Origin of the sequence: Shouchella miscanthi (assembly GCF_007725405.1) — a bacterium.
In the GTDB taxonomy this organism is placed as follows: Bacteria; Bacillota; Bacilli; order Bacillales; family Bacillaceae_D; genus Shouchella; species Shouchella hunanensis.
This window is the reverse complement of the sequence record NZ_CP042163.1, coordinates 698,815-720,978: the sequence shown is the minus strand read 5'-3', so window position 1 is coordinate 720,978 and position 22,164 is coordinate 698,815. Positions and strand designations below refer to the sequence as shown.

Genomic DNA, 22,164 nt, shown 5'->3' with positions numbered 1-22,164 from the left:
CCCCCCCAAAACTGTAATTAATAAGTAACCCAGCCCATTTAAATTAGGCTGGGTTTACTAATTATACTAAGATCATATTTTCTTGTTTTTCAATAAAAGGTAATACTCGCTTATCAAAATCTTTTGTATGAGTGAGATATGGATAGTGTCCCGCTCCCTCAATTTCCAAATAAGTTCCGTTAGATACCAACTCGCTTATCTCTTGAGAGATGTTAGGATCTACAATTGTATCAAAATCTCCTGCTATACAAAGCGTTGGAGCTTTAATATCAGCTAACCACTCTTTACCAGATAAAGTTAGGATTTGTGTAACATAACGCATGACTACAAGTGGATCGACACACTGACTTTTATTTATGAGCTCTCGAGCATGCTCAATAAATGAGAGGCGACTATCCTCCACTGTATTTTCTACTACTACATCAAAGTCACGATTTACCCCCTGTGAAATCATGCTCGCTCCTTCAATCATCTGTTCAATTGTCAGGTCTTCCATTTGAACATCAGGTAAACCAAAGTTTCTATAGAAGCTTCCTGACAAAGTTAAAGAAGCAACTAATTCTGGATATTCCTTCGCGAAATACTGTGAGACGACCCCACCAAAACATGATCCAATGATATGGATTTTTCTATTAATATTTAGAGTTTGTATTACTTCTTTAAAAATTGTTGCTACTACTTCATTTGTAATTTGTTTTGGTACTTCACTAATACCATAGCCAGGGTGATGGATAACTATCAATTGATATTTATCGGACCACTCCTCTAATTGATTTGTCCAAATTGGCGCTGTTAAACCTATAGCTGGCACCAAAAGAATTGGTATACCTTCTCCAATGCTAAAGACCTCAATTTTCTTATTAAATGAAGTATTGACCATCATATGATACATATTACTAGGATCATAATTCATATCAGATTTATTAATAACATTTTCTTTAATAGCTTTTAAAGTTCCACTTGTATATTTATCTCCATATTCAGTGAGCATGTCATTAACCTTGCTTCGAGCAGTCACGCTGAGTATTTCAATTTTATGGTCATCTAAATTGCTTGTAGAAATGTTTGTGGCACCTGTAGCTTCAATAGGCGCTTCTACTTCTTTAGTTACCTGACTTTCGCTTTTTTCATTTTCTGATGTAGATTTTGGTAGATTAGGCTGTTTTTCAGTAACACCCCCTCCAAAATGTCCGACAATCTCCTCTTTGTTATTCTCTAGTAAGTACTCTGTAACATCGGCAACAGTTGTATTTTCTAATAGCAGTGTTACTAGTAATTTCTCATTCAACTCCTCTTCAAAAGCTTGATGAATATCAGTAACAATTAAAGAATCAACACCATAATAACTAAATTCCTTGTTACTATCTATCTTCTCCACGTCTAACTTTAATACCTTAGAAAATATACCTTTAACAAAAGATTCTACTTTCTTCTGTAATGTGTCTAAGTCAAACTCTACTGCATTATTAACTGTAGGTTTTTTAGGAGTGATCACTGTCTCCAAGCTTTTTTCACTTAATTTATCTTCACTCTTCGGTAGCTCCACACCCATTAGGCTCAAAACTTTATCCTCTACATTCAAGGCCATAATTTGCTTAGTTTTATTAATAAGTACCCTTTCTAATGCATTCATACCTATGCCTGTCTGAATAGGGTGTATACCCTTAGACCTAAGCATACCCGTGAATTCATCTTGCTCATTATCCCAAAAACCCCAATTTATTATTTGAACAGGAAAACTAACAAGTGATGAAATGTGAGATGCGTATGCATCTTTAAAGGTGCATCCAGCAGCATAACTAGACCAACCGACATTTCCTGTAAATGATTCTCCTGATGAGAAAAATAGTAAAAAGTCTAAATTTTGATCTTTAAGTACGTTAAAGAGTATCAAACTACCAATTGTTTTAGAACCGAGTTCTTCTCTAAGTAATTCTTCAGTAGTATCTGAGATAGTTTTGTATTCAAAGTTCATTGCTGAATGTATTGCACCATCTATCTTTCCAAATTGAAGAGTTGCTTGTTCTACAGCGATTTCCATCTTTTTATGATCCATTAAATCTACTTGAACGTATAGAACTTCTCCACCCAGTTCCTCAATTGCATTAATTTTTTTACGTAGTTTATCATTTAAGGTGGACCTTCCCGTTAGTACTAATCTAGCTTTATAATTTTCAGCTAAGTACATAGATAACTTGTGTCCTACGTTTCCTAACCCACCTACAATAAAGTAAACTCCATTTTCCTTATAAGCTGATGTTGAACTGTGAATTATATTTTCTGGAATTAGGCTTCTTTCATATCGAGTACCTTTACGGAATGCAACCTCCTTTACTCTAGTAGATGTGTCTTCTCTAGTAATAAAATTTGCATTTTCTTCATGACCACTCTCTAAGGCAATATCCATACAACTTACTGTAATACTTTTGTACTCTTTGGCTAGTGATTTAGAAAAACCAATCAAGGAGGCACTATAAGGGTAGATAGCCTCTCCCTCAGTAATAGCATGAACATTATTAGTAATGACTTTTAATTCCACTGCTTTATCAGGAAGAACCATTTCCAATGCTTTAACAACCCTATAAAGTTGAATGACTCCCTTATCTTGAGACTCTTCAAAAGTACTGATATCTTTGCTATCTGTTTCAAGGTTTGAAGACAATCCCCCCAAGAAGTAAATCACATTAATATCCTCTGTCTTAGTTAATAAGTGAGTAATTCCTTCTAATGTAGGTTCCATCTCCCAACTATTATCTGTTAAAAGTTCAGTTTTATCTGAAGGTCTAGCTGTATAAACTAAATCGTTTAAATGGTTCTTTTTTAGTTCTTTTACTAAGTCATTAAAACTGTTTTCATGTTCAATAATGAGAACCTTTTTATTCTCTTGGACTGGTTTAACTTCAGATTCTAATTCAATTTCTTTCCAGGTAGGTTTGTAGAAAAATCTTTCGAGTACTAGGTTGTTGTTGTCTTTATACGAACATTTATCAAACTTCGAACAAATATCACCATTGTCGTTAATGAATGTGATATTGACAATTTGATCTCGCTCTTTTTGAACGTATATTAGGCCCTTGGTTCCTAGATCACGGAAGGAGGATATTGCATTTATGTTTCTTAATCCTTCCTCTATATTCATACCAAAACAATTCTCGATAATTTTCAGTACCTCAGATACGACAGTAGAGTCATAGTAATAATCTTGAGATTTATTATCAATTTTCCATTCTATTACCATTTCTCGATCGGTGTATTTACTTTCAATTTTTAAACCGTCTTTAGAGTAAGTTTCTGTAATCCCATCTTTTGTTCTATCGAACAGATTAGAAATAGCAATGGGATTATCAGCAAGCAATTGTCCATCGTACTTAGCAATACCTCTAGCAAGTGTCTTTTCCTCTTTATATAGACTTATATTGAATTTCGTTAGTCCATCCTTTCTTTCTAGATGAATGTAAAGATAGTTGTCTTCACTACTTACTATGTTGGGTTGAAATAACTCTAGATCTTGTATTGCAACGTTTTCGTTAACATGTTCAAGAGAAGCTTTAATTGTTTCTAATATTAATACTTTAAAACTGTAACGGTTGGTTATCTTTTCTTTAATACCGTCTGATAACGATGTTTTGTAAACGACCCCACCTTTTATTAAACTTTGATTCGCATCAATTTCATGAACAAATGGATGAATATTGGTATTACCTTTTATTAATGGGAAGTCATCTGTTACCCAGCACCTTTCTTTAGCAAAAGGGTATTTTGGTGCTGTCACCTTCTTTTTTGGTAATTTCCCATTCAGTAAATCCCAATCAATCTGAATACCTGACACCCAAAGATGTGCTAATTTATCTAGTTTTTTATTTAGAATTAAATCCTTAATGAAGTTCATACCTTCTTTTCCAGAAAATAAAAATCCTGTTTCTCCAATGGATTGATTAATATTATTTTGATGGAAGTCAGTACTATTTTTATTCCCCTTATAGTACTCTAATAATTTTTCTATTGCCTCGTCTTCAGAAGATGCCACAATAGCTAGCCTTTCTTCCATCTCTTCACGACCACTTTGTAAAGTGTAAGCTAAATCAGAAAATAAGACCTTAGAAGAAGAGTTTTTACGTGACATAGTCTTAGGCGGATTTACTTGTTCTAATATGGAAGAAATATTGTCTTCTATATTAATATCTAAATTAAGATTGTACTTTGCTTTGAGTGTTTTGCTTAAAGCCTTTAGTTCGAAATGGTCCATCCCATATTCATTAAAAGAGCTGTAAATGTCTAAGTCTGACTGTGAGACTGTTAAAACATTCGATAATTCCTCAAATATCGCATTTTTAATGTTAAGAATAGCCTGTCCTTTTGAATCATTTTCTTCAGAAAACTGGAAAAGTCTAATCGGATTTTGTTGCTGTGATAAAAAATCAACCATTTCTTTCGCATATTCGTTAAGTTGTTCTTTATTCCGTGCTGAGAGAACTAATAGCTGTCGCGATGGTTCCTCCTCAATTTCTACAATGCTTGGTACATATTCTTCTAGAATAATGTGAGCATTGGCCCCGCCGGCTCCAAACGAACTAATCCCTGCTCTTCTAGGAACCGATACTTCTAAATTATCCACAGTAACCACAGGCTGGATCCAGTCCTCTAATTTTTGTTGAACGCTAAATGGTGTTTCCTTAAAATTAATATTAGGGTTCAGAACCTCAGAGTGAATAGATGGAACTAATTGCTTGTGTTTTAATTGAAGAATCATTTTTGTAATACCAGCAATTCCTGCAGCAGATTCACAGTGCCCAATATTTGATTTTACAGAACCAATTGCACAATAATTTTTATCGTTTGTGTATTTACCAAAAGCTTTACTAATACCATTTATCTCTATAGGATCCCCTAAAGCTGTCCCTGTTCCATGGGCTTCAATATAACTAATTGTTCTCGGATCAACACCAGATTTAATTAATGCTTTTTCTATGAGACTCTCCTGTGCTTTAGGATTAGGAACTGTATAGCCATTCGTTTTGCCACCGTGATTGACTACAGATCCTTTAATAACTGAATAAATTTGATCGTTGTCTTCAATAGCTTTTTTTAAAGGCTTTAGTAAAACAGCGCCCACTCCTTCACCTGGAACGTAACCATCGCCACCCTCCCCAAAACTTCTGCATAATCCATCTGAAGAAGCAAATTTGGTTTGGCTGAGGAAAATATGTTTATTAGGATGCACTGTTAGATTAACACCACCAGCAATAGCCATATCTATTTCACCATTTCGAATACTTTCGCATGCTAAGTGAATAGTAGTTAGAGATGATGAACACATTGTATCTAGAGTGAGACTAGGACCATTAAAGTCAAAGAAATACGATACTCTATTTGCGATGGACGCATAAGAAGAAGTTGGTGTTACTACAACACCTTCTTCAATTTCTCCACCATATAATTGATACTGTCCCCACATCGCGCCTACATATACACCAACATTTTTATTCACTAATTTTTTTCGTGTATATCCCGCATCTTCAATTGTATGCCAGACCGTCTGAATAAATAATCTTTCTTGAGGATCGAGCATTTGGGCTTCTAAAGGTGAAATATTAAAAAATAACGGGTCGAACTTGTCTATATCTTCTAAAAAACCTCCCCACTTTGAATATGTTTTTCCTCTCTCCCCTTTTAGTTCAGTGTAATATTTTTTGTAATCCCATCTATCGCTTGGTATCTCAGTGATACAATCTTTTCCTTCTTTTAAATTCTCCCAAAACTCATCTAAATTCTTTGCCATTGGGTACTGACCGTCAATCCCAATGATAGCAATATCATCATCGAGTGTTTGATGATTAAAACTAGAAGAACTCTTATTTTCTACATGCTCTTTAGGTTTTTCTATTTGCTCGCTTTCTAGATTCTCTGTCTTTTTTGTTTGTATTACATCAGTAGTCTTATTGTCTCTAGAGTGGCCTTCTTGTTCAGCTCTTTCTATCTGTTCACTCACTTTCTCACTACTGTTATTGAGACCTAAAAGTTCAACTAATTGAGTACTGTGATCTTCAATAAAATAATTAGCAAGATCAGCAGTATTTTGATACTCAAAAAATAGTGTTTTTGAAATATCACCAAATAATGATTCAAGCTCTGAATTAAGCTTTAGGATCATGACAGAGTCAATACCGTACACTTCAAAAGGTTCTTCTTCATCTATTTTAAATTTCGGTACTTCTGTAGCATTAGAAATAATTTCTTTTAAATAATCTACCGTTAATTTTTGTAATTCTTGTTGATTAAACACTGGTTCATGATTTATGTCAGGAGTTTCATTCTTTTTATCCTCTTTAACCTCTTCTATTTGCAAAGATTTTTCAATTTTCATTGCATCGCCCTCCATTGGTATTATGTGATTCATATTTTGTTTAGTTGCAATGTTAATCGTATTTAATGCATGTTCGTCACTTAAAGGTAAAATGCCCCATTCTTTCTCCATCATCTCAGTTATAGTGTTATCAACTTTCATGCCTCCATTTTTCCATAATGGCCAACTAATTGAGATTGTCTTTACTGTGGTATCCTTCCTATTTTCCATCCATTCAGCGAACTCGTTAAGGAAACTGTTTGCATATGCATAATCACTCTGACCTATGTTCCCTGTAATACTTGTAATTGAGGAAAAAAGAATAAAATACTCTACATTAAAAGCTTTGATTGCTTTCTCTAAATTTATAACACCGAACACTTTTGGTTTTATGACTTGTCTAAAGTTTTTCAAAGGCTTGTTCAAAATAAAAGAATCTTTTATCATGCCCGCAGCATGATAAACACTAGTTATTTGCTCATGCTTATCCTTTATAATCTCAAAAGCACGTTGAACCTCTTCGCTTTTTGATACATCAATTTGTAGATAATTTATGTTCGCACCTAATTTTTCTAGATACTCGAGTCTCTCTTTAAGCTCTAAAGATAGTTCTGATCTACCTAATAAAAATAAATTTGGACGTTTGGCTTGTTGAGCTATATTTTCTGCCAAGAATAACCCTATCACTCCTGTACCGCCAGAAATAACATATACACCATCATCAATAAATAATGAATCATTGTTAAGAGGTTTCTGATTTTTAACCTTTACAATAGAACTTATATACCGCTCGCCATTTATATATCGAACCTCTTTAGATTTAAGTGCTCTTTCTTTTTGTATTAATGCATATAATTTATTTGCATTTTCAGTAATACTCTCGATTCCTATGCACCTAACACTGACTCCTGGTTGCTCAATATTGATGGTTTTTGCTAACCCACTCAATGCCTGATCAAATAAAACGCTTTGATCACTAGATTCGCAATCATAAACATATGAAATATCAGCGCGTTTAACCCCTCGACTTATAATTGTTTTGGCTAGTAAAAATACCCCCTCAGCACTATAAGTCAATTTTTGATCAAGTGTAAAACCCGCTGAAGACAACGCCCAAAAAATACTTATCTTCTCAGGTATATACGAAAGTTCTTTTTTTATATTTTCTATTAGAAGTTCATAGTCCTTATAATTCATAGGGTCAATAGAATAAATCATTGAATCTTCTTGATTAAAATTATCCCCCCATTTAACTAATATAACGTTATCCTTGCTTATCCATTCAGAATATCGAGATGGATTATTATCAAAGACAATTTCTATCTCATTTTTTGTGTAAGCATCTTGTTTCGTCTCTCCGATACTTTTTATCCAAGTTGGCTGATAGTAATGGATTGGTTGTACTTTATCTTTCTCCGGTTTTTTAAGCATACGTAGTGAGTAATTTTTGATATACACTAATATATTCCCAGATAAGTCTGTTAGATAAATATCATATTTACGAACCATACCTGTATCTTTTCTTAAGACTCCATAGACATAACATTTCTCTAAGAGTGATTGGTGTATTTGTACTTCTTCTATTGCAAAAGGCAGAAGTAACTCCTGGTTATCTCTTTCCCCTAACAATAAAATAATGGTTTGTAGAGCCCCATCCATTATAGAAGGGTGTAGCGTATAACCTTTTATTTGTTTATTATCAGCTGGCAAATTAATAAGCGCTAATGAGTCAGTATCACTATGATTTATGTTTTCAATTACCTGGAATGAGGGACCGTAGTCAAAATCATTTTCTTTAAATAATTGATAACAGTCATCACCATTCTTCTTATGTGTACAACGCTCTTCAATAGCCGCTAGATCTAAAGGAGGGTGTTTTTCTAAATTCTCTTTATAAGCGAGTTTTCCACTTGTAAGAATATCTTCTTGTGACTTGAAAATATAAGAAAAATCTGCTTGTTTATTTTCATCAAAATGAATTTCTAAATTTTGATGACTTTCTCCCTTAAAAATAAGGGGCTTTGACCAAACAATGTTCTTAATTAAGTTAACTTTATTTTGGGGAGATATATTCTTATAAGCTGCTAAGGACGTCTCTAAATAAGCTACTCCAGGCATAACTTTTTGGAGATTAACAACATGATCTCTTATAAAGTATTCATCTCCAGTAAGAGAAAGTGAATAAACATTCTCAGTTAATAATTCATATTGATTTAACATTGGATGCTTTGCATCATGACGTTCTACACTCTCATTTTTTTGATTACTTCGTACTAAAGAATATGGTTCCCCCATCAAAGCATAAGCTGGCAATGGAAGTCTCTGAAATGATTTGTTTTCTTCTACTTTATAAAGAATGTTCAAATTAAAGTTACCTTTTGTCCACTGATAAGCTATCTTTTCTAGTTTCTTCTCTGATACCAAATCGTCTATTTCTTGCTTCTTTAGTAGACCTGTATGGGACTCTCTTTTTTTCAGAGTATAAGTGAAAAATAAATCGTTATCTTTTGATTCTAAAAATTGATCCAAACGATCTACTAACTCTTCCACAGTGGATACAACGGTAGAAAACCTTGACTTCATACTTTGCCTACCAACCGTAAGGGTATACGATATATTTCTAATAGTATAGAGAGTCTTTTGTTTAGCAGGTTTTTCATTCGTTAAAAAATTCCTTAAGTCACTAGCTACAACTCTTAACTCATCTTCATTTTGAGCAGAAATTGGTACAATATATGAATTTTCGTCATTATTAAGTTTCAATTTATGCTCGTACTCCTCAAGAACAATATGTGCGTTGCTTCCTCCGAAACCGAAAGAACTTACTCCGGCAATACGTGGAACATCATTTTGATTATCGTCTTTTAGTGCATCCCATTTTTCTTTTTTACCTACTAAATAAAATGGGCTCTGGTCTAAATTAATATAAGGATTTTTCTCCTTTAAGTGAATATTAGATGTCAACATCTCATTTTGCATACTTAATAAGATCTTAATGAAACCAGCCATTCCAGCTGCCGCTTCTAAATGCCCTATGTTACTCTTTACTGATCCAATTCCGCAGTGCGGTTGATTAGAGCCTTCAATACCCCATTCTTTATACAACAGATTGAAAGCAGATCTTAACCCATCTGTTTCGATAGGATCTCCAAGCTCTGTACCAGTTCCATGTGCTTCAATGTATGAAACAGTAGACGGATTAACACCTGCTTTTTGATAAGCTTTTAGTAATAAATCAGCTTGCGCATTAGGGTTTGGCGCAGTAAAAGAATTAGCTTTTCCTCCATGGTTAACCGCAGAACCTCTGACAACACCGTAAACATAGTCATGGTCTTCCAAAGCCTTTGAAAGTGGTTTTAAAAGTACAGTTGCTACCCCTTCACCCCTAACATAACCATTAGCGCTAGAGTCAAAAGCTTTACATCTACCATCTACACTTAACATACCTACTTTACTAGCTGCTATACTTGCAAATGGACTTGTGATTACATTAACTGCTCCTGCAATTGCTTGCTCACACTCTCCGTTCCGGATCGCTGTAATAGCTCTATGTATAGCTACTAAGCCACTAGAGCAGGCAGTATCAACGGGTTCGCTAGGACCACTTAAATTTAATAAATAGGAGACCCTATTAGCTAAAACACTTCGTGCGATCCCAGTTAAGGTGTAGTTTCCTATTTCGGTTCCGATATTACCCATAAAATCAGAACCACTGGAACCTATGAAGACACCAGTAGCAGAGCCCGAAAGATCTGATGGTTTATGACCTGCATTTTCAATTGTTTTCCATACGCTTTCTAAAATTAGTTTTTGTTGTGGGTCCATTGAATTGGCCTCATAAGGAGAAATCCCAAAAAAAGTGTGATCAAATTTATCAATGTCGGGTATAAATCCTCCCCACTTCGAACTAATTTTATTTTCTTCTTTTAATGGATTTCCTTCGTACACTCTCCAATCCCATCTTGAAGCGGGTACTACCTCGATCAAATCTTTATCTTTAATAAGTGAATCCCAAAACTCATCAAGGTCGTGACTCTTAGGCATTTTCCCCCACATTCCTACAATGGCAATTGGTTCATCTGTAAAAGTCGGCGCATTTTTACTTATTTTCATTTTTAATTTACTATTTGACCCTATTCTTGCCTCACTTTTAAGTAATAGCGATAATGGGGCTTCTAGCTTCTCTTGATAGTGACTGACAAAGTGCTGAGCTAAAGATTCAATAGTTGAATACTGATAAAAGATATTTGGTTTTATATCTATCTCATATTTTTCAGAAATTATCTTAGCCAATTTTGTATATGATATAGAGTCAAAACCATATTCACCTATGTTCAGTGAAGTATCTACATCAAGCCGCTCTATATTGTTCGTAGAAGAGATTATTTCAACTAATGAATTTTCCATAGCCTTTTGAAGATAACTGTCTGTAATAACCTCTGGAGCCTCAGATGTTAAATTCTCTAAATCTGTATTTATCTCGAAAGTCGATCTGATAGTGTCTTCATCTAAATCTCTTAATAGTTTTCGATCAATTTTTTGATTCAGAGTAAGAGGGAATTGACTAACTGTAATAATTTTTGAAGGAATCATATATTCAGGTAACTTGGAGGATAGACTTTGTAGTAGTTGTTCTACAAACTCTTTATATCCGATCTTTTCCTGCTTTATAAATCCTACTAGTTGAGGTACATTTTGTTTGTTATTTCTTAATACGACAACAGCTTCGTTTATGTTTGAATTTAATTTTATTAATGTTTCTATTTCACCTAATTCCATACGAAATCCTCTTAGCTTAACTTGTTGATCGCTTCTACCGATGTATTCAATCTCACCATTTTTTAAATAGCGTACTAAATCACCCGTTTTATACATAATCGAATTAGGGATCATTGGATTTGGGATGAAATTCTTTTGTGTTAACTCATTATTTTTATAGTATCCTTTTGCTAAGCCGTCTCCTGCAATATATAGCTCACCTACCGCTCCGTTTGGAACTGGAATTAAGCTAGAATTCAATATATAGACTTTGGTATTGCCTATTGGACGACCTATAGTGATAGGACTATGATTTGTAAGAGAGCTAATGGTAGACCAGATTGTTGTCTCTGTAGGTCCGTAGACGTTCCATACTTTCGAATTTTGTTGAGTTAAGAATTGCTTAATATCTTCATCTACTCTTTCCCCACCCACAAGTAACTTCATGTGAGATTTTGGTATCCATCCTGACTCTTTAATCATTCGCCAATTAGATGGCGTCCCTTGCATTACATCAATATTTTTTTCTTCAACTATCTTCTTTATAGCTAAACCATCTCTAATATCCTCATCTGTACCTACCTCTACAGAAGCTCCACTTATTAAAGGTAAAAATAATTCTAAGCCTACGATATCAAAGCATATGGTAGTCAAAGAATAGAATTTCTCACTTGGATGGATGTCAAGCTTCTTTCTCATATAGGACAGAAAATTTGACAAGCCTTTATGTAAAACTTCTACACCTTTTGGTTGACCAGTTGATCCTGAAGTATATATAACATAGGCTGTATCCTCCATTGCAATTGAATATTTATTTAAGACAATCGCACTCTCAGTATCAATGTCTATACTACTCGAATCCAATTTTATTTGCGTTATTCCATCTATACTTAGATCTTTTGATAATTGCGACTCAGTAATAACATATTTTAATTCACTGTGATTTATCATATACTCCAAACGATCTTTTGGATAAATGGGATCTAGAGGAACATATGCAGCTCCTGCTTTATGTATGGCAAACAATGAGGCAAGTAGTTTAGGATTTCTGGTCAAATAGACACCAATTAGGTCACCCTGTTTAACTCCAAGTCTATTTAAATGGTTGGCCAATCGATTGGAATAATTATCAAGTTCACTATATGTCATAGTTGCTTCTCCAACAGAAATAGCTTTGGCATTAGGGTGTAAGAGAGCCATCTCTTCAAATAACTCATGTGTACAACAATTAGAATCATAATTGAATTCATTATCATTCCATTTATATATAGTGTTTGTTATTTCTTCTTGTGTTAAAACCTGAAAAGAAGACAGTTTATGATCTGGACTAACAAGAACGTTCTTAAGTAAATTTATATAATGTTGAGCTAATTTCTCAATAATCAATCTATCGTATACTGAAGGGTTATATTTAAAACAAATACTACTTTTCTCATCCGATTCAATTATCTCTAACGTTAAGTCAAACTCTCCTTGTTGATGGATATCTAAAATTGGTTCTCCTAAAAAAGAATTTTCTTTTGTATTAATTTTTTCTATATCTCCAACCCAATTTTGATAATAAAAAGCAGTGTTAAATAACTTGGATTTATTTGCATCAATCGATAACTGATGTAACGGATAAGAACAATGCTCCATAACTTCATATAACTTAGACTCATTTCTCTTTACTAATGAAAGAAATGTATCCTCATTCTCCACTCTATTCTCCAATATAGTCATATTCATGAATAATCCTATTACGTCTTCAAATTTTGCTTTTACTCTATTTGCCATTGGGATACCAATTACAATGGTTTCCTCTGTATACTTTTTTAATAATAATGAATATGCAGACAACATTATGCTGTATAAGGAGTGAGAATGACCAAAAGAAAAGTCTTTAAGGTCTTCTAGCAAGTCTTTTTCAATCGGTATAGAATAATTAGCTCCCTTAAATTTTATAGTCTCTTTTTCGTTCTTAGTAAATGGAAGATCGACTTGGGGTAAAGTCTCTTTTAAAGAATTTAACCAGTATTCCTTTGAACTCTTTCCATTATCGCTACCTATTAAACCATCCTCCCAAATCACAAAATCTTTAAAGGACTTTGATTCTTTTTGAAATTGTGGTATTTCATTATTGGCTTTCCATTGTACATAGAAGTCTTGTAGGTCTTTCATTAAAATTTGCATGGACATTCCATCAAAAATAATGTGGTGAATATTGATTAATATTGCTGCTGGTTTTTTTTCAACATAGTATACGGAAGCATTAATTAATGGACCTTCTTCTAAAATGAAAGGTTTATATGCCTCTCTTTTCATATTATTCATTAAAGCTTCGTTACTATCATCATTTATAGTCACATGATGAACTGGAACCTCCAGAGATTCTTGGATATACTGCTGAACACTCGAGTTATCACCATCATCCTTGAATATAGTTCGTAATGAAGGGTGCTTATTTACTACTGACTGTAAAGCATGAAAAAATGCCTCTGCATCAAAATCTAAATTTAATTGATATGCCATTGGGATATTATAAGCTGTGGCATTAGGAAATAATTTATAAACAGTCCAAAGGGCTTGTTGCCCTTTAGACAGATCAAAATTTGCTAGTTGACTACTTTCCGCATTAGAAGCAGAGGGAAATTTAGTATTTAAATGCTTAATAGCAGTACCTATTTCCATCTCATTATGCTCAACTTTTTTATATATTCCTTCGCGACTTGGATATTTCATTGTCTTCTCTCCAATCACTATTAAAGATTTTACGGTCAATTTCTGCTGCCTCTTCTGCAGTAAATGTACCTTTTGCGACTTCAGAAGTTAACGTATAAATAATTCTGTCTTCCAGCGACTCTCTTTCTGAAACAGCTGCCGATTCTTTATAAGCAATAACCAAATCATCTTCAAATTTTTGTTGAGGTAACGAATTAACAATATTGTCTAAAGTAGATTTTTCAAAAAGCTCTTTAACCGTTACATTAATATTAGATTCTTTAAGTACGTTAACTAGCTTCATAGCATATAAAGAATTAAACCCGTACTGCATTAAAGGTCTATTAAAATCAAGTTTTTCTTTACTTATTTCTAATAGCTTACATACCTCATTTGTCACTATTTCTTGGAGATTTTTTTTAGGGAATTCTTCTCCTTTATGAATAGAATTAAGCGTATTGTTTTTTTCAATTACTGAAATGACTTCTTTAGATTTATCGAAATCTACGTCCATAAGTTCTTTAGAAGAGTAATCCTCAGTAATCCAATGTGACTCCCTTAAGAATGAGTAACCTGGAAGTGAAATGACTGTACCTTCCTTAACATAACGATAAATTTCCCAGTTTAATGAAATACCTTTAACCCATAGTGTAGCTATTTTTTCTAAATTTCCTTTTTTCATCCATATATCTAGAAGTGATTGATAGTCAGAATCATCTTCGAATAATTCCAGATCGCTTTTCTGAGAAGCAAAACTTCCTTTAAAAATGTTTTTTGATTCCCACGATTCCGAGAGGAAAAATTCTAATTGTTGAGTAAGTGTGGTGATAGAATCTGCAATAAAAGCTATTCTATTCTCCATGTGCTCCCGTCCATATAGAAGAGTATGAGCTAGACTTTCTAATTGTATATTTGGATTAGAAACTAAATGGACTTGAAGTTGTTTTGCTATCTGTATAAGCTGCTGTTCACTCTTAGCTGAGAGAACAACCAGTCTATCACTAATGTCTCCAGATTTTATTTGTGTTAGTGCAGATTGCTGATATTCTTCTACAACCATAAAAACATTTGTACCTCCAGCAGCAAATGAACATATACCTGCTCGTAAAGGATATTCTTTCGTACTATCCTCTTCTATAATTGGTCTTTTCCATTCCTCGACTGCAGACTGAAAATAGAAAGGACTATTCTCTAATTCAATAAACGGGTTAAGTTTCTCAAATTGAAGAGTAGGAACAATTTTTTTGTGCTTTAACTGCAACATGACTTTTGTTAATTGTGATATTCCTGAAGCAGCCTCTAAATGTCCAATATTAGACTTAATGGTTCCTATTGGGTATTGCTTTTCATTTTTAGTTTCTAAAAATACCTTTGTTAAGGCCTCCATTTCTGCGGCATCTCCTATAGGAGAACCATTAGCAGCAGATTCAATATAACTAATACTCTCTGGTAAGAGGTTATTATTGAGGAGAGTTTCTCTGATTAGGTTATGTTGTGCAGTAACGCTAGGAGAAGAATATGCACCCGCGTTTCCACTGTGATTTGTTTCAGAAGCTTTAATGACACCGTAAATACGATCTCGTCTACTTTCTGCTGTTGGTAAAGACTTTAAGAGAACGGCTCCAATCCCCTCCCCTGGAACAAATCCATCGCCATTGTGAAAGCTCCTACTTTGTGGACTACTTCCTAGTAAACCTAAATCAGATAGGGATACGTATTTACCAGCATGAAGACTTAAATTTACCCCTAACACAATAGCTGTCGTACATTCGCCTCTTTGAATACTTTCCTTTGCTAAGTGAAGAGCCATTAATGAAGAAGAACACGCTGTATCGACTGCAACACTAGGTCCTTGAAAATTATAAAAATGTGATATTCTATTCGCTATTGCAGAATAGGACTGAATAGACAACATAGCTTTAAGATCGTTAGAATCTGCAAGTAGGTGATAATGTTGGTACATGCTTCCTATAAAAACTCCTACTTTCTCACCCTTTTCTTGTAGTTCCCTCAACCTACTAACTGTGTATCCAGAATCCTCCAGTGTATGCCATACCATTTCAAGTGACAAACGTACTTGAGGATCCATATACTTTGCCTCACTGGGTGGTACTGCAAAAAATAAAGAATCAAATTTATCAATATCTTCCAAGAACCCTCCCCATTTACTCTTAGAATTTTTATTCTTCTCACCGCTATTATAAAATTCATTTGAATTCCAACGTTCTTTAGGAACTTCTTCAATGCAGTCTTTTGATGAAATAAGATTTTGCCATAAAGTCTCTAAATCAGATGCTTGTGGGTACCTTCCGCTCATACCTATTACAGCAACGTCATGATCTTTAGTATTTGTTATTTCTTCATTTTGTATTTTTTCTGAGCTAATGTTGTTCATTTTGAAACTTGAGAGAGAATTGGTTTTTTTATGTGCAGAAGTAAAATATCCGCCGATAAAGCTATGGACTAAAAAATTTGATTTGGGAATTTCAAAGTAATCACTTAAAGCATCGAAATTTACTCCACCGACTGGAACCAACCCTATATTAAAGTCAGCTTGTCTATCCATTAATAATTGCCCTACTTGCCCCGCTTCTAATAGTGAAGCATGCAAAGACACCTTTGGAAAAACATTATTATGTAAATCCATTGTAAGATACATGCAAAAAGCTGCGTCACTAAGGTGTGGTCTATTAAAAGGTGTATAACTTTTATTAACAGGAATGCTGTGAGAGCTGTTAATTACAGTTAAACAGTGTGTATCTTTATTATATTTATATACCCCTTCATTAAGCCCTTCGACCTTATTGGCTTTTACATATATATATATTTGTAGTAAGGGGTCTTGATCTAGAGTAGAATAGAGTCTTTGTCCTTGGTTTCCATAATTCTTTACTAGAGATAATAGTTTACCAATTTTATCTAATGAAATTTTTTTATTTTCATATTCTCTCTGACTAGAACGAGCAAGATAATCAGCATCATTATATTCGATTTTCCTTAATTTAACATGTTCGCTTGTGGAAATATCCTTTCTAATGTGAAGCTTTTCTTTAGACATGACTTGAATTTCTTCTTCTGATAACCTGTGGTAATCCATTTGCCCGTATAACTTCTTAATATCATTTGGATTAATTAAAGAGGTATTGGTATGTTTAAGTAAAGTGGTCTCATTAATTTTAAGTAGTTCTTTATTTGTATACTCTTCGTAGTCCACTTGACCACCTAATAAACAATGAACAAACTTATGAGTGTGACTAAGATTAAAGTGTCTTGATATTGAATCAAAATTCACACCAAAAGCTGGACTAATTCCAATATTAGAATGAAATTGGTTGCTCATTAATAGTTGACTCATATACCCTGTGTCTAATATAACGAGACTATCGCTAAACTTTTTGTAGAAAGGCTGAATTGCAGCCATTTCAGCAATAAAGAAAATAGCAAATTTAGAAGACTTATAGATATCCCGGTGATAAGAAGAAAAAGCATCTCCCTTAATATTATCGCCCTCAGACATCATATAAAGTTTATGAAGCTGTGGATGGTAATAATAAACACCAGCGTCCAAACCAGTTACTCCGTTTTCTTTAATGTGTACATAAGTTTGGATAGGATATTTACCTCCTGCGGAAGGATATAAATATTTGTTATTTCCACCTATTTTTTGAACTTGAAGTAGACTTAGAAGTTCATTAAGTTCGTCAATTTTTACAGATTTGTTTGTAAATTCTTGTTTTGCTGAATAAGCCGTAAGATAACTCGGATGAATATTCGCATCGTTAAGATTAATTATGGATGGAGTGGAATTAGTTTGAACATCGTGATTTATTAGTGATCTATTATCGTTCTTCTCCTTTACTTTGCGTGTAGATTCCGGACTTTTTTTCTTGGAATAGTATGTTGCTATCTCTTTTACAGTTGAATTTTCTAGTAACACCTCAATAGGTAATGATATATTGTGTTTTTCTTTAAGAATTTCTGCAACGTTTACGATTGTAAGTGAAGTCGCCCCAAGATCAAAAATGTCGGCATTTATATCAATTTCAGGAACGTTTAAAATTTCTTTAAAACAGTCAGCAACTTTGTCAAGAATTGATTTGATATTCATCTTTTCATCATTCTCTTTCCCTTCACTTGCTATCATTTTTTTCGATAAACCTTTATAGTCTAGCTTTCCATTTAAAGTCAACGGAATTTCTTGTACTTCTGTAATAATATTTGGAACCATATATTGAGGAACTTTTCTCCTCATGAATTTTCTGATTTCTTTTGAAGTAAATGGTTCTCTTAAGACTACATAAGCAACAATACTATTTTCTTGTGGTTTATCATTTATGACTGTTACTACCGCTTCTTGTATGGAATGATGTGTTTTTAGTACCGCTTCAATTTCGCCTAATTCAATCCGAAATCCTCGTACTTTAACTTGATTATCGTTTCGGCCCGCAAAAGCTAGTTCCTCAGTTTCTGTATAATGAGCGAGATCTCCTGTTTTATAAAGACGTTCTGTCGATTTAAATGGGCTTGAAATAAATCGTTCTTTTGTCAATTGATCTTGATTCAAATAGCCTCTTGCTACCCCAGCTCCGCCTATATACATTTCCCCCACGCTACCTCTCGGCACTGGTTGGAGATCTTCATCCAAGATATAGACCTGCAGGTCTTGTATAGGACTACCGATAACACTAGTCGGTGAAGTAACGTCTCCTTTTGTCATTCGACGATACGTGACATGTACTGTAGTTTCTGTAATCCCGTACATATTTACTAGCTGAGGACTTTGGTCTCCATGACGTTCAAACCAACCTTCAAGGATACGTGGGTCTAACGCTTCGCCTCCAAAAATGATATATCGTAAAGAAAGAGATTTGGAATCCTGCTGTTCATCTATCCTCATTAGCTGACGAAATGCCGTTGGCGTTTGATTTAAGACGGTCACTCCTTCTTCTATTAATAACCTATAGAAAGACTCAAAAGATCGGCTTGTCTTATAAGGAACAATAATTAATTTTCCCCCATACAATAAAGCTCCCCATATTTCCCATACTGAAAAGTCAAACGCATACGAATGATACAGTGTCCAGGTATCGGATTCATTAAAGTGATACCATTCTTCAGTTTCCCGCATCAGACGAACGACGTTTTGATGCGTCACTAACACGCCCTTAGGTCTTCCTGTTGAACCAGACGTATAAATAACATAGGCTAGGTTATCTATATTCATAGGCACATGCAAATTCGTAATTGGTCGAGTTGACCAAAGATCACGATCTTTGTCCAGACAAATAAGAGTCGCTTTCGTTTCAGGTAGAGAGGAAAGAACGGTTTCCTTGGTTAATACTAGAGAAACATCAGAATCCGCCAAGATATAGGCAAGTCGGTCCTTCGGTTGAGCAGGATCTAGAGGTACATACGCACCTCCCGCCTTTAAAATCCCCAATATTCCGACCATCATATCTAGTGAGCGTTCCACACAAACACCTACCATTACTTCGGGGCCGACACCTTGAGACTGTAGGTAACGAGCTAACTGATTAGAACGTTCATTGAGCGTTTGATACGTCACCACTTCTTGATTCCATTTGAGCGCAATATTTTGTGAATACGTGGTCACTTGTCGCTCAAACCACTCATGGATTGTACCGGAGGTACTTGTTTGTCTTTCCAACGCCTGTTCCTCCCATTTTTCTTCATCTGAAGCTAGCTCAGCTAATCGTTCGCTGTACCGACTAAAAAGCGCTTGTACAACATTTAATGGTAGTAGCCCTTCCATTAGGTCCCAATGAAAATGAAGTGCGTTATTTTTTTCTACAGGGATCATATCTAGGTATACCCCTGGTGTCTTAGAGAAGCTTTTCCCCATCTCCCATCCAGGAGCGAGGCTTATTTTATCGTCATCCACAAGATTCGTGAATACAATAGGAAAAGAAAGAAAGCCCCCGCTCTTCTGACTCATCGCACGTTTTCGAAGCCCATGCATTCCACTAACCGAGCGATGTGAGAGATCTTCTTTTATTTCTTTTTCGTTTAACAGCACTTTATGTGTGAATGATTGTTCGGTTGATCGCGATTCAACATAACTAAGCGTCGTAAAATCTCCTATAATATCCTTTACCTGTTCATGAATAGGAGGACGGTCCCAATTTACTACAACAGTAGTGAAGGCCTCTCCAAAGTAAGCAGCCAGAACTTCTTGAAAAGCTGTAAGTAAAACTGTTCCTGGTTTTACGTCACGTCGGGTCGCCTTTTCCTTCAAGGCTTGCCAGTCTGATACCACTCCTTGCATGACGGTACGAGAGGCATCAATTTGTGACGATAGTTGAGGACCCGATACAATCGTGTCCATTTTCCTTTCCCAATATTCACGCGCCTTTTGTCCTTTTATTGACTGACGCTCTTCTCGTATATGATTGCAATAATCACAGTAAGACATCTCTAGTGGCAGAAGCTCGGTCTTTGGATTGTTATAAAGGTTCATAAGCTGTTGATATAGTAAAGATAGACTTGCCCCATCGGCAATCAACGCATCGGTACACAAATGTACATAAGAGGCCTCTGAACCTTGTGTGACACGGAGGTCGAACAATGGCCATTTCCCTAATGGGAAAACTTGTTCCTGTAATTCCTCTCGTACCTGCTGAACTCGTACTTCCATCTCTGGAACGCTTTGCACAACATGAACTGGAATGTCATAGACCGGTACACGGTCTAAAATCTCTTGTGTCCCATTTTCGTGAACAACTGCTTGTAACATTTCATGGTGTTCAATAAGTTGTTGCCATGCCTTTTGGAGACGAGAAACATTTAGCTGTTCAACCTGAAACTCTTGATATATCTGACAGCTTTGTTCATTTCCATCTTGAAGGCGTCCTATGACATAGGTTTGTTGTAAATCTGTAAGCTCAAATGAAGAAAAAATCATGGAAGAAGTATCTTCTTCATCCTCCTTTACGATGTCTCGCAAACGATCTTGATACCTTTTAAACATGTCCTCTACTAGTTGACGGGAAAGATATCCCTCCGCAACATCCCAATTAAAGTGAAGTACTCCGTTTCGTTCAGATACTTGATGATCTAAATACACCTGCGGTGTTTGTGTAATGTTATATGTCATGTAGTGAAACCAGTTGGTACGTCCTTGACCTGCTTTTCCAACATTATTTAACATACTAGTAAATACGACTGGAAAATTAGGAACAGCTTTATTCTTGGATTTTACTCGTAACTCGCGCATAGCACGAACACCACTAACAGAACTATGGTCTAAGTCCTCCCACATTTGTTTTTGGTTAGCTTGAGCTTGCTTTTTCCAATCATTAGTTTCTTGGTTTGGGATAAAAATATTCGTTGAGATAAACGGCCCCACCACTTGATCCAATTTTGGATGAAGTGGCAAGCGATTAAAGTAAGTCTGAATTAATGAAAAAGAGTCCGACTCACTATATTCTTCTAAAGTCTGAGAAAATAAAGTGACCAAAAGAACGGTTGGTGAAATTTCTAGTTCCTTGGCTTTTTCTTTAAGCCTATCCCATAGATCTTCTTCTAATTCTCCCGCCAAACGGTAGCGCGGAAAGTATGAATACCCTTCTCTAGGCTTCGGAGCTCTATTAATAGAAAGCGATGGTCCGCCTGGCGCATTTTCAAGTTTGCCCATCCAATAAGTAAGATCTCGTTGAAAAACTGACGATTCCTCGAATTCTTTCCAAGCCATGACTACATCACGAAAAGAGACATCTAAACTTGGTAATGTATAACTAGGATCATGGTATAACTGATACCATTGGTCCAAAAGTAAATCTACACTGGCGGCATCTACAATCCATTCATCAATACTCAAGTGAATAAGCACATTCTCTTCGGGAAGTAAGGTGAACTGGAGATCAAACAAAGGCCACTGACTTGCTTTATACACTTTATGAGAAAGCTCGTCTCTAACCTTTGTTTTATGCACCTCAACATCCTTATGTTCAGCCATTCTAAAGTCATGAACTGGCATGTCGAACTCCGGCACTTCATCCAAGACAACTTGAGTACCTGATGATTTAATTGACGTATGAAGCATCATATGATGGTGAACTAACTTTATCCAAGCATCTTTCAACCTGTTAACATTAAGATTTCCCTTTTCAAATTCGCAATAAAAATGACAACCAATTTTATCACTGTCTACTAATTTCCTGCCTACCAAAAAAGATTCTTGTATATCGGTTAGGGGAAACGGTTTATACAGATCTTTTAACGAATTTTTAATTATCGGAAATCTATTATCTAGTTCACTATCATTATCTAAAAGCAGTTTAGCTAAATAATGTTTCTTCTCTTTCTCAGGGAGGTCTTTAAACTCTATAAAATCCACCGTATCC

The 22,164-nt window shown here is 34.9% G+C and carries 2 protein-coding genes; both read right to left on the bottom strand.

Going from position 1 to position 22,164, the window contains the following annotated elements; genetic code table 11:
* Positions 1-61 precede the first annotated feature (61 nt).
* A complete protein-coding gene (locus FPV17_RS03455; RefSeq protein WP_144558035.1) occupies positions 62-13,822 on the bottom strand; it encodes a non-ribosomal peptide synthetase in 13,761 nt (4,586 codons plus the stop codon).
* The gene (locus FPV17_RS03450) at positions 13,791-22,157 is read right to left on the bottom strand and encodes a non-ribosomal peptide synthetase (protein WP_144558033.1); all 8,367 of its coding nucleotides are present in this window, start codon (positions 22,155-22,157) and stop codon (positions 13,791-13,793) included. Before FPV17_RS03450 ends, FPV17_RS03455 begins: the two co-directional genes overlap by 32 nt.
* Between the last annotated feature and the right edge of the window lie 7 nt (positions 22,158-22,164).

What these genes read in the sequence shown, in the direction of transcription:
- FPV17_RS03455 (WP_144558035.1), bottom strand. Translation starts at nt 13,822, where the DNA reads ATGAAATATCCAAGTCGCGAAGGAATATATAAAAAAGTTGAGCATAAT.